Here is a 14,425-nt window from a genome sequence, read left to right as displayed (position 1 = left end):
AAACGCCCGGTTACATTTCGAACCCGGAAGCTAAGCCTTACAGCGCCGATGGTACTGCAGGGGGGACCCTGTGGGAGAGTAGGACGCCGCCGAACTCCTTTTAGAGCTCTGGCTCTTGGGCATGCAGCCCGAGAGCCAGAGCTTTTTTGCGTTGAGGTAAGGTCAGTGAGCATCATTGGCTCGTTTCCCCCAGGAGGCCCCCGCGTGGAGGTCCAGGAGACCCGCGTGCAGACCGACCGGGTCCTCACCATCCCGAACATCCTCAGCATGGCGCGCCTGGCCGGCGTGCCCCTGTTCCTGTGGCTCATCCTGCGGCCCGAGTTCGGCGGCCCGCAGAGCGACGGCTGGGCGCTGTTGGTGCTGGCTCTGAGCGGGGTCAGCGACTACCTGGACGGAAAGCTCGCGCGGCGCTGGAATCAGATCAGCAACCTCGGCCGACTCCTGGACCCGGCGGCTGACCGGCTCTATATCCTCTCCACGCTGGTGGGTCTCACCTGGCGCGAGATTCTCCCGCTCTGGTTGACCCTTGTACTGCTTGCCAGGGAAGCGATGCTGCTGGTGATGGTGGGCATCCTCCGGCGGCACGGCTATCCGCCGCCGCAGGTGAACTTCCTGGGCAAGGCCGCCACCTTCAACCTCATGTACGCCTTCCCCCTGCTTCTGCTCAGCGACGGCAGCGGATGGATCGCGTCACTCGCCGCCGTCTTCGGATGGGCGTTCGCCGGATGGGGTACAACCCTGTATTGGTGGGCAGGTGTTCTCTACGTGGTGCAGGTCCGCCGCCTGGTTCGTGCGGACGTCGCAGCCGATTGAACTCGCTGATTGTGCGGTCCCGGTGGCCGGATGGCCCGCGCTGCAAAAGTGCGGGACCCTGGACGGGTGAAGTCGGCTAAACCGTCGTCTCTCAGAGGAGGACGCTTCCGACATGAAGGCCGTCGTGATGGCTGGAGGCGAAGGCACCCGCCTTCGTCCCATGACCTCGAGCATGCCCAAGCCGCTCCTGCCGGTGGTCAACCGGCCGATCATGGAGCACGTTCTTCGGCTGCTCAAAAGGCATGGGCTCAACGAGACCGTCGTGACCGTCCAGTTCCTGGCCTCGCTGGTCAAGAACTACTTCGGTGACGGCGAGGAGCTCGGAATGGAGCTCACCTATGCCAACGAGGAGAAGCCACTCGGTACCGCCGGAAGCGTCAAGAACGCCGAGGAGGCATTGAAGGACGATGCCTTCCTCGTCATTTCCGGCGATGCCCTGACCGACTTCGACCTCACCGACCTGATCAATTTCCACAAGGAAAAGGGCTCGCTCGTCACCGTGTGTCTGACGCGCGTGCCCAACCCGCTGGAATTCGGCATCACCATCGTCGACGAAGAGGGCAAGGTCGAGCGCTTCCTGGAGAAGCCCACCTGGGGCCAGGTCTTCTCCGACACCGTGAACACCGGGATCTACGTCATGGAGCCCGAGGTCTTCAACTATGTCGACCCCGATGTGCCCGTGGACTGGTCCGGTGACGTCTTCCCGCAGTTGATGAAGGAAGGCAAGCCCGTCTACGGCTATGTCGCCGAGGGCTACTGGGAGGACGTCGGTACCCACGAGAGCTATGTGAAGGCCCAGGCCGACGTTCTGGAGCGCAAGGTCGACGTCGACATCGACGGCTTCGAGATCTCGCCCGGCGTCTGGGTGGCCGAGGGCGCGGAGGTGCATCCCGACGCGGTGCTGCGCGGGCCCCTGTACGTCGGCGACTACGCGAAGGTCGAGTCCGGCGCGGAGATCCGCGAACACACGGTGATCGGGTCGAACGTCGTCGTCAAGAGCGGCGCCTTCCTGCACAAGGCCGTGGTCGCCGACAACGTGTACGTCGGACCGCACAGCAATCTGCGGGGCTGCGTGGTCGGCAAGAACACCGACATCATGCGCGCCGCGCGGATCGAGGACGGCGCGGTCATCGGCGACGAGTGCCTGGTCGGTGAAGAATCGATCATCCAGGGCAATGTGCGGGTCTACCCGTTCAAGACCATCGAGGCCGGTGCCTTCGTCAACACCTCGGTGATCTGGGAGTCCCGCGGGCAGGCGCATCTCTTCGGTGCGCGCGGGGTCTCCGGCATCCTGAACGTGGAGATCACTCCGGAGCTGGCCGTGCGGCTGGCCGGTGCGTACGCGACGACCCTGAAGAAGGGGTCCACCGTCACCACGGCCCGCGACCACTCCCGTGGCGCCCGTGCGCTGAAGCGGGCGGTGATCTCCGCACTGCAGGCCAGCGCCATCGACGTACGCGACCTGGAGAACGTACCCCTGCCCGTGGCACGGCAGCAGACCGCGCGGGGCAGTGCCGGCGGGATCATGATCCGGACCACCCTGGGTGTGCCGGACTCCGTCGACATCATGTTCTTCGACGGCCAGGGCGCCGACCTGTCGCAGGGCAGCCAGCGGAAGCTGGACCGGGTGTTCGCGCGCCAGGAGTACCGGCGGGCGTTTCCCGGCGAGATCGGGGACCTGCACTTCCCGTCCAGCGTGTTCGACTCGTACACCGGGTCACTGCTGCGCAACGTCGACATCACCGGCATCGCGGAGTCCGGGCTCAAGGTGGTCGTCGACGCCTCCAACGGCAGCGCGGGGCTGGTGCTGCCCAGCCTGCTCGGGAAGCTCGGTGTCGACTCGCTGACGATCAATCCCGGCCTCGACGAGGCCAGGCCCACCGAGTCGGCCGACATGCGGCGGTCCGGTCTGGTGCGCCTCGGGGAGATCGTGGCGTCCTCGCGGGCCGCGTTCGGTGTGCGGTTCGACCCCGTCGGTGAACGGCTGTCGCTCGTCGACGAGAAGGGCCGCATCATCGAGGACGACCGGGCGCTGCTGGTCATGCTGGACCTGATCGCGGCCGAACGGCGCAGCGGTCGGGTGGCGCTCCCGGTGACGACCACAAGGATCGCCGAGCAGGTCGCCGCGTACCACGGCACGCAGGTCGAGTGGACGACCACCTCCCCGGACGACCTGACGCGGGTGGGGGGCGAGGAAGGCGCGATCTTCGGCGGAGATGGCAAGGGCGGCTTCATCGTCCCCGAGTTCAGCAGTGTGTACGACGGCACGGCGGCCTTCGTGCGGCTGATCGGGCTGGTCGCGCGCACGCAGCTCACGCTGAGCCAGATCGACGCGCGGATCCCGCGGGCCCACGTCCTCAAGCGTGATCTGGCCACTCCGTGGGCGGTCAAGGGCCTGGTGATGCGGCGGGTCGTCGAGGCGGCCGGAGACCGGTTCGTGGACACCACGGACGGGGTGCGGGTGGTCGAGACCGACGGGCGCTGGGTGATGGTCCTGCCCGATCCCGCGGAGGCGGTCACCCATCTGTGGGCCGAGGGCCCCGACGACGCCTCCGCGCAGGCCCTGCTGGACGAGTGGGCCGCGGTGGTGGACAGCGCGGGCCGCTGAAAACACACCGCACGCGCGCGTGCCGGACAAGTGTCCCCAAGGGGGCCGGTCCGGCACGCCGATGGGGCCGTTCGGAGGTAGTGGCGGTGGCGTGCGACGATGTGCGGCATGCCGCAGCCACCCCCCGTTCGGAGCACACCGACGCGGCCCGCGCGCCCGGACGCGTCCATGTCCCTGCTCACGAACGTCATGGACCACAGCCTCGACGACGGATACGCCGAGGCCGCCGCGCGGAAGAAGGCCGACGGCAGCGGGGGCCTGCCCAAGACGCTGCGTGCCAAGCTGGGCCTGGCGGCCGGTCTGGTCCTCGCCGCCCTGGTCGTGACGGTCGGGGCGGCCCAGGCACGGGTCGCCGCCCCCGTCGTCGCGAAGGAGCGTGAGGAGCTCGTCGACCGCATAGAGGGGGAGACCTCGGCGGCCGACGAGCTGGAGAAGAGCGTCGACGAGCTGCGCGACGACGTGGACGCCCGCCGGCGCGAGGCGTTGGAGAAGAGCGGCGACGGCGACCGGTCCGACCTGGTGGGGATCCTGTCGGGCGCGGTGGAGGTGCACGGCCCCGGCGTGAAGCTCGTGGTGAACGATGCCAAGGACGTCGGTACGGGGGCCGACGGGCAGCCGCGCGGCACCTCCGGGTTCTCCGACACCGGGCGGGTGCGGGACCGGGACATGCAGCGCGTGGTGAACGGGTTGTGGGAGTCGGGCGCCGAGGCGGTCTCCATCAACGGACAGCGGCTGACCGCGCTGTCGGCGGTCAGGGCCGCCGGTGACGCGATACTGGTCGACAACAGGCCGTTGGTGCCGCCGTACACGGTGCTCGCGGTGGGCGACGGCGAGCGGCTGAGCAGGGGCTTCCAGGACAGCGCGGACGGGCTGTACCTGCATGCCCTGGAGGAGAGCTACGGCATCCGGACCGCCATCTCCGTCGCGGACGACCTCAAGCTGCCGGCCGCACCGAGTGTGATCGTACGTACAGCACAGCCGATAACCGAGAAGGGCACATCGTGATCGCCGTACTGGGCCTCGTCGTGGGAGTCGTGGCCGGATTGCTGGTCCGGCCCGAGGTGCCGGCGGCCGTGGAGCCGTATCTGCCGATCGCCGTCGTGGCGGCGCTGGACGCCGTGTTCGGCGGGCTGAGGGCCATGCTCGACGGCATCTTCGACGACAAGGTCTTCGTGGTGTCGTTCCTGTCGAACGTGGTCGTGGCCGCACTGATCGTGTTCCTGGGCGACAAGTTGGGTGTCGGAGCCCAGCTGTCCACCGGGGTCGTGGTGGTCCTGGGCATCCGTATCTTCTCCAACGCCGCGGCGATCCGACGCCACGTCTTCCGGGCGTGAGGCCGATGAGCGACGACGAGCAGCCCGCGAACAGGCTGCGCAAGGAGCTGCCGGACGAGGTGCCGCCGTCGCGGTCCGCGTCGGCGGACGACGCCGCGGGCGGCGTGACGGGGGCCGCGCAGGGGGAGCGGAACGGAGTGACCGGCAGGCAGCGGCTCCTGAAGGGGCTGTGGCCGCCGCGCCTGACGCGGGCCCAACTGATCGTCGCCCTGCTGCTGTTCGGGCTCGGGTTCGGCCTCGCGGTCCAGGTGGCGTCCAACAGTGACAGCGACAGCGCGCTGCGGGGCGCCCGCCAGGAGGATCTGGTCCGCATCCTGGATGAACTGGACGACCGTACTCAGCGTCTTGAAGACGAGAAGCAGGGCCTCGAGAAGCAGCGCGACGAGCTGGAGAACAGCTCCGACCAGGCGGAGGAGGCCCGCAAGCAGACGCTCGAGAAGGAGCGGCAACTGGGCATCCTCGCGGGCACCGTGGCCGCGCAGGGGCCCGGCATCACGGTGACCATCGAGGACACGAAGGGGACGGTCGAGGCGGACATGCTGCTCGACGCCATCCAGGAGCTGCGCGCGGCGGGTGCGGAGGCGATCCAGGTGAACGGTGTACGGGTGGTGGCCGGCACCTATCTCGCGGACGCCGACAACTCCGTCAGCGTCGACGGGAACAAGATCAACGCGCCGTATCGTTTCCAGGTCATCGGCAAGCCGCAGGACCTCGAACCGGCTCTCAACATTCCTGGAGGAGTGGTGCAGACTCTGGAGAAGGAACAGGCCACCGTTACTGTTGAGCGGTCGAGCAAGATCGTCGTGGACGCCTTGCGAGCGGCGGAGCGGCCTGACTACGCTCGGTCGTCCTCCCAGTGAACCGGCGGTGCATGGGGGGCGTCCGGCGAGGGCATGAGGTTGCGGGGGGTCGGCGCACCGATTGGGTGGTGCGTGGTGGAAACTGTCTGGTGGAGACGGACGTTGTGAAGGTGTCCGGGTCGGCCAGTGCGTTCAGTAAGGGTTCGTCCTGCCCCACGGGCGGGTCTGTTTCGGTCAAGGGGAATCGCCCGTGAAGTTGTTTGCGAAGTTGTTCGGCAAGAGCGCGCGAGAGGGCAGCGGCGACAACGCGACCGCCCGCCATCGCGCACAGCCCGAGGCGGAGGGCCGACGCCCGATGTACCGGGACCAGGTGGGTGGTCCGGGCGCGCCGTCTGTTGACCCTGCTCAGTCCGGCGGCATAGGTTTCGGCCAGCCCTCGGCCCCGGGTGCGGGTGGAGGGTTCACCCCCGACCCGTACGCGTCGAACGCCCCGGCGGGGCAGTCGCGGCAGGAGGATCCGTCCATGTCGGCCCTGGTCTGTACGAGGTGCGGCAACCGCAACGCGGAGAACAGCCGTTTCTGCTCCAACTGCGGTGCTCCGCTGCGGCCCGGCGCGGTCCCGGAGCGTGCCTCCGAGACGACCTCCACGATCTCCATCTCCGGTCTGGAGGCCTACGACGCCGAGGTCACCGGCCAGACGGCGATGCCGGCGCTCTCTCCCGAGGCGCAGGCGGCCGTGGACGCGCTGCCGCTGGGCTCCGCCCTCCTGGTCGTGCGCCGCGGTCCGAACTCGGGCAGCCGCTTCCTGCTGGACGGCGAGCTGACCACCGCCGGGCGTCATCCGCAGAGCGACATCTTCCTGGACGACGTGACGGTCTCGCGCCGGCACGTGGAGTTCCGCCGCAGCCCGGACGGTTCCTTCACGGTCGCCGACGTCGGCAGCCTGAACGGCACCTATGTCAACCGGGAGCGCATCGACCAGGTCGCCCTGTCCAACGGTGACGAGGTGCAGATCGGCAAGTACCGGCTGGTGTTCTACGCGAGCCAGCGGGGTTACTGACCCGCCCCCGGGCCGTCCGCCCGGGGAACCTCCAGGGAAGGTCCATGTTTCAAACACCGAGCGGCGGTGCCGGGCAAGGCGCCGCCGCCACGGACAGTGGGCTGATGAGCATCGGCGCAGTGCTGAACGCGCTGCGTGACGAGTTCCCCGACGTCACCATCTCCAAGATCCGTTTCCTGGAGTCGGAGGGTCTCGTCGAGCCGCGGCGGACCCCGGCCGGGTATCGCAAGTTCAGTGCGCACGACGTCGAGCGCCTCGGCCAGGTGCTGCGCATGCAGCGGGACCACTATCTGCCGCTCAAGGTGATCCGTGAGCACCTGGACGCCGTCGAGCGCGGCGAGGCCGTGGCGCTGCCGCGGGTCGGCCGGCAGCGGGACGGGGAGGCGGCCGCGCCCGAGCCCGCCGAGAGCCCGACGGTGGCCCGGATCGGGCGGGACGAGCTGCTCGCCACGGCCGGGATCGGCGAGCAGGAGCTGAAGGAGTGGGAGTCGTACGGGCTCCTCGTCCCACTGCCCGACGGGGCCTACGACGCCGAGGCGGTCACCGTGGCGTCGCTGGTGGTGCAGCTGGGGCGGTTCGGGATCGAACCGCGGCACCTGCGGGTGATGAAGGCCGCCGCCGACCGCGAGGCCGGGCTCGTCGACCAGGTGGTGGCCCCGCTGAAGCGCCACCGCAACCCCCAGACCAGGGCACACGCGGAAGCCCGCACCAAGGAGCTGGCGGGACTCGCGGTGAAACTGCACGCGGCGCTGGTGCAGACCGCTCTGGGCGTGCGGCTGCCCTGAAACGGGCGGACCGGCGACCCGGATCGCCCACCCGATCCCGGCCCGACTACCCAAACGTCCCGGGCACGGCCTAGGGTTGCTGTGTGAACGAGCTCGATGTCGTAGGTGTCCGGGTCGAGATGCCCTCCAACCAGCCGATCGTGCTGCTGCGCGAGGTGGGCGGCGACCGTTACCTTCCCATCTGGATCGGACCGGGGGAGGCGACGGCGATCGCCTTCGCCCAGCAGGGCATGGCTCCCGCACGGCCGCTGACCCACGACCTCTTCAAGGACGTGCTGGAAGCCGTCGGCCAGGAGCTCTCCGAAGTACGCATCACCGACCTGCGCGACGGGGTCTTCTACGCCGAGCTGGTCTTCGCGAGCGGGGTCGAGGTCAGTGCCAGGCCGTCCGACGCCATAGCGTTGGCCCTGCGCACCGGTACGCCGATCTACGGCAGCGACACGGTCCTCGACGACGCCGGTATCGCCATTCCGGACGAGCAGGAGGACGAGGTGGAGAAGTTCCGCGAGTTCCTCGACCAGATCTCGCCCGAGGACTTCGGGACCAGCAATCAGTGAGACGCGGGGCCCGTCCGGGCACATCCGGCTAGCCTTTCCCGGGATGGGACACGGGAAACCACTCGTAGGGTGATTATCACTCGGCGTGCCGAGTGTGGCGATCGTTGACGCACCCTTGGTGACTGCCTACCTTCGAGGAGGCAGGTCAAGGACGGAGGTCGGCGTGAGAATCAGCGGCGACGGTACGGTTGGGGGTGGCCCCGGGCACAGCCTCGGGGCAGGCGGGCCGTACCCTCCCCAGGGCTCCCGGCTTCGCGCAGGCGCGGGCCACGCCCAGCACGGTGTTGCGGCCGATCCCGGTCCGCAGCGACCGGCAGCCGTGCCGACCAGCGGAGGGGCGACGTCCATGGCGTCCGAGCAGATCGGCTACCGCGGGCCGACGGCCTGCGCGGCCGCCGGTATCACCTACCGGCAACTCGACTACTGGGCGCGCACGGGCCTCGTCGAGCCCAGCGTGCGGCCCGCGCACGGATCCGGGACGCAGCGGCTGTACAGCTTCCGCGACGTGGCCGTGCTGAAGATCGTCAAGCGTTTCCTCGACACCGGTGTGTCCCTGCAGAACATCCGCACCGCCGTCCAGCACCTCAGGGAGCGCGGCTTCCGCGACCTGGAGCGGATGACGCTGATGAGCGACGGCGCCACCGTCTACGAGTGCACCTCGCCCGAGGAGGTGCACGCACTGCTCCAGGGCGGGCAGGGCATCTTCGGGATCGCCGTCGGCGTGGTGTGGCGGGACGTGGAGAGCGCGCTGTCCCAGCTGCACGGTGAGCGGATCGACACGGGGGAGACCCTGGTCGGGCACAATCCGGCCGACGAGCTGGCCCGGCGGCGCAACAACCGGGCGGTCTGACCCCGCCGCGCCCCGGAGCCGTCCGGTGACGGCATTGTCAGTGGCGTAGGGCAGCATCGGAGATGTGAGAACCGCGCCCACGATCCTGCATCTCGACATGGACGCCTTCTTCGCCTCGGTGGAGCAGGCGTCCAAGCCGAGCCTGCGCGGGAAGGCCGTCGTGGTGGGCGGCCTCGGACCGCGCGGTGTGGTCGCCACCTGCTCGTACGAGGCGCGGGTGTTCGGGGTGCACTCCGCGATGCCGATGGGCCAGGCCCGCAGGCTCGCGCCGCACGCCGCCTACCTCGTGCCGCGCTTCGAGCTCTACCGGTCGATCAGCGAGCAGGTGATGCGGCTGCTGCGGGAGCTGTCGCCGCTGGTGGAGCCGCTGAGCCTGGACGAGGCCTTCGTGGACCTGGACGCGGGCGGGGCGGCCCGGGACGCGGAGTCGGCGCGAGTGACCGGGGCGAAGCTGCGCACGGACATCCGCACCGTCACCGGCCTCACCGGGTCCGTGGGCCTCGCCGCCTCCAAGATGCTCGCCAAGATCGCCTCGGAGGCGGCCAAGCCCGACGGACTGGTGCTCATCCCGCCGGGCACCGAGCGGGCCATGCTGGAGCCGATGACCGTGCGGACGCTGCCCGGGGTGGGACCGGCCACGGGTGACCACCTGCGGCGGGCGGGGATCACCACGGTCGGCGAGATCGCCGAGGCGGGCGAGGACGAGCTGGTGCGGCTGCTGGGCAAGGCACACGGCCACGCCCTGTACGCCATGGCGCTGGCGCGGGACGAGCGGCCGGTGGTGGCCGAGCGGGAGACCAAGTCGGTGTCCGTGGAGGACACCTACGACGTGGACATCCACGACCGGGTGCGGGTCGGCGTCGAGGTGGGACGGCTGGCGGACCGCTGCGTGCGGCGCCTTCGCGGCTCCGGTCTGTCCGGGCGGACCATCGTGCTCAAGGTGCGCAGATACGACTTCTCCACGCTGACCCGCTCCGAGACCCTGCGCGGGCCCACCGACGACCCCGCCGTGGTGCGCGAGGCGGCGGCCCGACTGCTGGACTCGGTGGACACCACGGGCGGCGTGCGGCTGCTCGGGGTGGGGGTCAGCGGGCTCGCCGACTACACGCAGGAGGACCTGTTCGCCCAGGCTGCGGGGGACCGGGCCGAGGAATCGGCCGAGCAGCCCGAGACCGAGCCCGCCGAGGAGCACAGACCCTCGCCCGCCGAGCGGCGGTGGCCGGCGGGGCACGACGTGCGGCACACGGAGCTGGGGCACGGCTGGGTGCAGGGCAGTGGTCTCGGGCGGGTCACCGTGCGGTTCGAGACGCCGTACTCGGAGGTCGGGCGGGTGCGGACCTTCGCGGTGGACGACCCGGAGCTGACGCCCGCGGATCCGCTGCCGCTGGTCGCCGACGCGGAGGACGGGGCGGGTCAGCCCTCGTCGGGGCCCTTGCCCTTGCCGGCCAGCTTGCCGAAGTCGTGGTCGGGAGGCGGGGGAGCGGCCGCCACGTCCAAGCCGTAGTGGTGGTAGAGCTGGAGTTCCTGCTCGGGCGAGAGGTGGCGGCCGACGCCGAAGTCGGGTGCCTCCTTGATCAGCGCCCGGTCGAAGGGCACGCGCAGGGTGCCGTCGACCAGCTCGCTGGGCTCCAGCGGGACGAAGGCGTCCCTGCTGAAGAGACCGGTTCGTATCGCCGCCCACTCGGGGACGCCGGTGGCATCGTCGAGGTAGACCTCGTCCACGGTGCCGATCCTGGTGCCGTCGCGGTCGAACGCCTTGCGGCCGATCAGGTTCCGCGGATCGATGTCAGTACGCACGGGGCCCTCCACTTGATCGCACCACTGGGCCGGACTGGGCTCGCACACCAGCCGCCTAATCATCCGTAAGTACTACAAAAGGGCACAAGTGCCCGGTCGGCCACTCGAAGTCCGTGCGGCGACCTCGCTGGTACGCTGGCAAACGGCTGCTGACCCCGCGCGGGAGAGTCCTCCGGACACCACCGGAGGCGCCGAAGGAGCAAATCCTCCCCGGAATCTCTCAGGCTCACGTACCGCACGGACGAGGTCACTCTGGAAAGCAGGGCGGGTGTCGACGGCTTCCGCTCTCACCGACGGTGAAAGCCGGGAGAGCCCCAGGGCTCGCCCGGTGAAGCTCTCAGGTTGAGATGACAGAGGGGGAGGCCGTCCGGGTACCCGCGCCGTGGTGCCCCTCGAAGGTCGTCAGACCAGGAGGCCTCCGCAATGACCGCCCATCGCACTCCGCTCTCCGAACTCGAACAGGCCATGCCCTTCGAGCAGCGCCACATCGGCCCCGACCACGAGGCCCGGGCCAAGATGCTCGCGCAGGTCGGTTACGGTTCGCTCGACGAACTGACGGCCGCCGCGGTGCCGGATGTGATCAAGAACGCCGACGCGCTGGACCTGCCGGGCGCGCGCTCCGAGGCCGAGGTGCTGGCCGAGCTCCGCTCGCTGGCCGATCGCAACCAGGTCCTCGACTCCATGATCGGCCTCGGCTACTACGGCACCTTCACCCCGCCGGTGATCCTGCGCAACGTCATGGAGAACCCGTCCTGGTACACGGCGTACACGCCCTACCAGCCGGAGATCTCCCAGGGCCGTCTCGAAGCCCTGCTGAACTTCCAGACGATGGTCGCCGAGCTGACCGGCCTGCCCACCTCCGGTGCCTCGCTGCTCGACGAGGGCACCGCCGCCGCCGAGGCGATGGCGCTGTCCCGGCGCATGGGCAAGAACAAGAAGGGCCTGTTCCTGGTCGACGCGGACGCGTTGCCGCAGACCGTCGCGGTGATACAGACCCGTGCCGAGCCGACCGGCGTCGAGGTCGTCGTCGCCGACCTGAGCGAGGGCATCCCCGCCGAGGTCGCGGAGCGGGAGATCAACGGCGTCCTGCTCCAGTACCCGGGCGCCTCCGGAGCCGTCCGCGACATCAAGCCGGTGATCGACCGGGCGCACGAGCTCGGCGCGCTCGTCACCGTCGCCGCCGACCTGCTCGCCCTCACCCTGCTCACCTCGCCCGGCGAGCTGGGCGCGGACATCGCGGTGGGCACCACCCAGCGCTTCGGCGTGCCGATGGGCTTCGGCGGACCGCACGCCGGTTACATGGCGGTGCACGAGAAGTTCGCCCGCAGCCTCCCCGGCCGCCTGGTCGGCGTTTCCGTGGACGCCGACGGCAACAAGGCCTACCGCCTGGCCCTGCAGACCCGCGAGCAGCACATCCGCCGCGAGAAGGCCACCAGCAACATCTGCACCGCGCAGGTGCTGCTCGCCGTCATGGCCGGCATGTACGCCGTCTACCACGGCCCCGAGGGCCTGCGGGCCATCGCCCGCCGCACCCACCGGTACGCCACGATCACCGCCGCCGGCCTCACCGCGGGCGGCGTCGAGATCGTCCACGGCGCCTACTTCGACACCGTCACCGCGCGGGTGCCCGGCCGGGCAGGCGAGGTCGTCCACGCCGCCCGCGAGAACGGCGTCAACCTGCGGCTCGTCGACGCCGACCACGTGTCGTTCGCCTGCGACGAGACCACCACGCGCGCCCAGGTCGGCGGCGTGTGGCACGCCTTCGGCGTGGAGGGCGACATCGAGTCGCTGGACGCGGAGGCCGGGGAGACGCTGCCCGAGGCGCTGCTGCGCACCGACGACTTCCTGACCCACCCCGTCTTCCACCAGCACCGCTCCGAGACCGCGATGCTGCGCTACCTGCGCCGCCTCGCCGACCGGGACTACGCGCTGGACCGCGGCATGATCCCGCTGGGCTCCTGCACCATGAAGCTCAACGCGACCACCGAGATGGAGCCGGTCACCTGGCCCGAGTTCGGCGCGCTGCACCCCTTCGCGCCCGCCGAGCAGGCGCAGGGCTACCTCACCCTCATCCGTGAGCTGGAGGAGCGGCTCGCCGAGGTCACCGGGTACGACAAGGTCTCGCTCCAGCCCAACGCCGGGTCGCAGGGCGAGTTCGCCGGCCTGCTCGCCGTACGCGGCTACCACCGGGCCAACGGCGACGAGCAGCGCACCGTCTGCCTCATCCCGTCCTCCGCGCACGGCACCAACGCCGCCAGCGCCGTGATGGCCGGCATGAAGGTCGTCGTCGTCAAGACCGCCGAGGACGGCGAGATCGACGTCGAGGACCTGCGGGCCAAGATCGAGAAGCACCGCGACGAGCTGGCCGTGCTGATGATCACCTACCCGTCCACGCACGGCGTGTTCGAGGAGCACGTGGCCGACATCTGCGCGCAGGTGCACGAGGCGGGCGGCCAGGTCTACGTGGACGGCGCCAACCTGAACGCCCTGGTCGGCCTCGCCAAGCCCGGTCACTTCGGCGGCGACGTCTCCCACCTGAACCTGCACAAGACCTTCTGCATCCCGCACGGCGGCGGCGGTCCCGGCGTGGGCCCGGTGGGCGTACGGTCGCACCTGGCGCCGTACCTGCCCAACCACCCGATGCAGCCCGCGGCCGGTCCGCAGACGGGCGTCGGACCGATCTCGGCGGCCCCGTGGGGCTCGGCCGGCATCCTGCCGATCTCCTGGTCGTACGTGCGGCTGATGGGCGGCGAGGGCCTCAAGCGCGCCACGCAGGTGGCCGTGCTGTCCGCCAACTACATCGCCAAGCGCCTGGAGCCGCACTTCCCGGTGCTCTACAACGGCCCCGGCGGGCTGGTCGCGCACGAGTGCATCATCGACCTGCGCCCGCTGACCAAGGCCACCGGCGTCAGCGTGGACGACGTCGCCAAGCGGCTGATCGACTACGGCTTCCACGCGCCGACGATGTCCTTCCCGGTGGCCGGCACGCTGATGATCGAGCCGACCGAGTCCGAGGACCTGGCCGAGCTGGACCGGTTCTGCGAGGCGATGATCGTCATCCGCGCGGAGATCGAGAAGGTCGGCTCCGGCGCCTGGCCGGCGGACGACAACCCGCTGCGCGGCGCCCCGCACACCGCGGACGCGCTCGGCGGTGAGTGGGACCACGCGTACACCCGCGAGGAGGCCGTCTTCCCGGCCGGTGTGTCCGCCGCCGACAAGTACTGGCCGCCGGTGCGCCGCATCGACCAGGCCTACGGCGACCGGAACCTGGTCTGCTCCTGCCCGCCGCTGGACGCGTACGAGGACTGAGTCCCGCCGCGGAAGCGAGAGAGAGGCCCCGTCCGGGCCGCGGTGTCCGGACGGGGCCTCTCGGCGTCTCAGGCCGTGGCGAGCGACACCTCCGTCGACTTGACCAGCGCGACGACGGGAACACCCACGGACAGTCCCAGGTCGTCGGCGGCCTGCCGGGTGACGGCCGCGGTCAGCTCGGCGCCCTCGACGGCGACCGCGACCGCGGCCATCGCGGCGCCGGTGGTGAGGGCGGTGACCGTGCCCGGCAGCCGGTTGCGGATGGACAGGCCGTCCACGCGCCCGGTGGCCAGAGCCACCTCGGTGGACTTCACCAGGGCCCGCACGGCGGTGCCGGGGGCGAGCGCGAGGTCCTCGGCGGCCTCCCGGGTGATCGCCGCGGTGAGGTCCTGGCCGCCGGAGAGGCGGACGGCGACCGTCGCCATGGCCTCGCCCGGGGTGACGGCGGTGACGGTGCCGGGGAGCTGGTTGCGGATGCTCAGGCTCATGGGGGCACCGTAGCCCGGTGCAGG

The 14,425-nt window shown here is 70.3% G+C and carries 13 protein-coding genes, 1 rRNA gene and 1 riboswitch; of the genes, 12 read left to right on the top strand and 2 right to left on the bottom strand.

What is annotated here, in order from left to right; translation table 11 throughout:
- The 11 genes from rrf to ACZ7MF_RS21930 form a co-directional block, all read left to right on the top strand.
- Window positions 1-95 (top strand): 5S ribosomal RNA (rrf, locus tag ACZ7MF_RS21980); the annotation flags it as partial.
- 109 nt (window positions 96-204) lie between these two features.
- Window positions 205-813 (top strand): CDP-alcohol phosphatidyltransferase family protein, encoded by a 609-nt coding sequence (locus ACZ7MF_RS21975; protein WP_471478811.1) that lies wholly within the window; start codon window positions 205-207, stop codon window positions 811-813.
- Window positions 814-925: 112 nt separating this feature from the next.
- Window positions 926-3,421 carry a sugar phosphate nucleotidyltransferase gene (locus ACZ7MF_RS21970; protein ID WP_471478809.1) on the top strand — a complete coding sequence of 832 codons (2,496 nt, stop codon included), beginning with the start codon at window positions 926-928 and terminating at the stop codon, window positions 3,419-3,421.
- Between the two features lie 99 nt (window positions 3,422-3,520).
- The gene (locus tag ACZ7MF_RS21965; protein ID WP_471478807.1) at window positions 3,521-4,426 is read left to right on the top strand and encodes a DUF881 domain-containing protein; all 906 of its coding nucleotides are present in this window, start codon (window positions 3,521-3,523) and stop codon (window positions 4,424-4,426) included.
- Window positions 4,423-4,755, top strand: a complete 333-nt coding sequence (locus tag ACZ7MF_RS21960; RefSeq protein WP_003977440.1) for a small basic family protein — start codon at window positions 4,423-4,425, stop codon at window positions 4,753-4,755. Before ACZ7MF_RS21965 ends, ACZ7MF_RS21960 begins: the two co-directional genes overlap by 4 nt.
- 5 nt (window positions 4,756-4,760) lie before the next feature.
- On the top strand, window positions 4,761-5,615 hold the full coding sequence (locus tag ACZ7MF_RS21955) for a DUF881 domain-containing protein (protein ID WP_471478805.1): 855 nt from the start codon (window positions 4,761-4,763) through the stop codon (window positions 5,613-5,615).
- A gap of 148 nt (window positions 5,616-5,763) precedes the next feature.
- The gene (locus ACZ7MF_RS21950; RefSeq protein WP_471478919.1) at window positions 5,764-6,615 is read left to right on the top strand and encodes an FHA domain-containing protein; all 852 of its coding nucleotides are present in this window, start codon (window positions 5,764-5,766) and stop codon (window positions 6,613-6,615) included.
- 44 nt (window positions 6,616-6,659) lie between these two features.
- Complete coding sequence (ftsR, locus tag ACZ7MF_RS21945) at window positions 6,660-7,400, top strand: transcriptional regulator FtsR (protein ID WP_356862986.1); 741 nt, start codon at window positions 6,660-6,662, stop codon at window positions 7,398-7,400.
- An 83-nt stretch (window positions 7,401-7,483) separates the two neighbouring features.
- Entirely contained in the window at window positions 7,484-7,957 is a 474-nt protein-coding gene (locus tag ACZ7MF_RS21940; protein WP_003977444.1) for a bifunctional nuclease family protein, read from the top strand.
- 163 nt (window positions 7,958-8,120) lie between these two features.
- Window positions 8,121-8,807, top strand: coding sequence for a MerR family transcriptional regulator (locus tag ACZ7MF_RS21935; RefSeq protein WP_471478802.1), 687 nt, complete (start codon window positions 8,121-8,123; stop codon window positions 8,805-8,807).
- 64 nt (window positions 8,808-8,871) lie between these two features.
- Complete coding sequence (locus ACZ7MF_RS21930; RefSeq protein WP_471478800.1) at window positions 8,872-10,311, top strand: DNA polymerase IV; 1,440 nt, start codon at window positions 8,872-8,874, stop codon at window positions 10,309-10,311.
- Here ACZ7MF_RS21930 and ACZ7MF_RS21925 read toward each other — a convergent pair.
- A complete protein-coding gene (locus ACZ7MF_RS21925) occupies window positions 10,221-10,604 on the bottom strand; it encodes a PRC-barrel domain-containing protein (RefSeq protein ID WP_356862992.1) in 384 nt (127 codons plus the stop codon). The two genes, ACZ7MF_RS21930 and ACZ7MF_RS21925, sit on opposite strands and share 91 nt — an antisense overlap.
- 150 nt (window positions 10,605-10,754) lie before the next feature.
- A riboswitch (glycine riboswitch) is annotated at window positions 10,755-10,850 on the top strand.
- A 177-nt stretch (window positions 10,851-11,027) separates the two neighbouring features.
- Here ACZ7MF_RS21925 and gcvP point away from each other — a divergent pair.
- Window positions 11,028-13,913, top strand: coding sequence for an aminomethyl-transferring glycine dehydrogenase (gene gcvP, locus ACZ7MF_RS21920; RefSeq protein ID WP_471478798.1), 2,886 nt, complete (start codon window positions 11,028-11,030; stop codon window positions 13,911-13,913).
- A gap of 68 nt (window positions 13,914-13,981) precedes the next feature.
- Here the strand turns inward: gcvP and ACZ7MF_RS21915 are convergent, their stop codons facing one another.
- Window positions 13,982-14,401: a TOBE domain-containing protein gene (locus ACZ7MF_RS21915; RefSeq protein ID WP_356862996.1), complete on the bottom strand. Its 420-nt coding sequence runs from the start codon at window positions 14,399-14,401 to the stop codon at window positions 13,982-13,984.
- Window positions 14,402-14,425: the final 24 nt, after the last annotated feature.

It is taken from the genome of Streptomyces sp. NPDC111628 (assembly GCF_055635195.1).
This window is presented reverse-complemented; position numbering and strand designations above follow the sequence as displayed.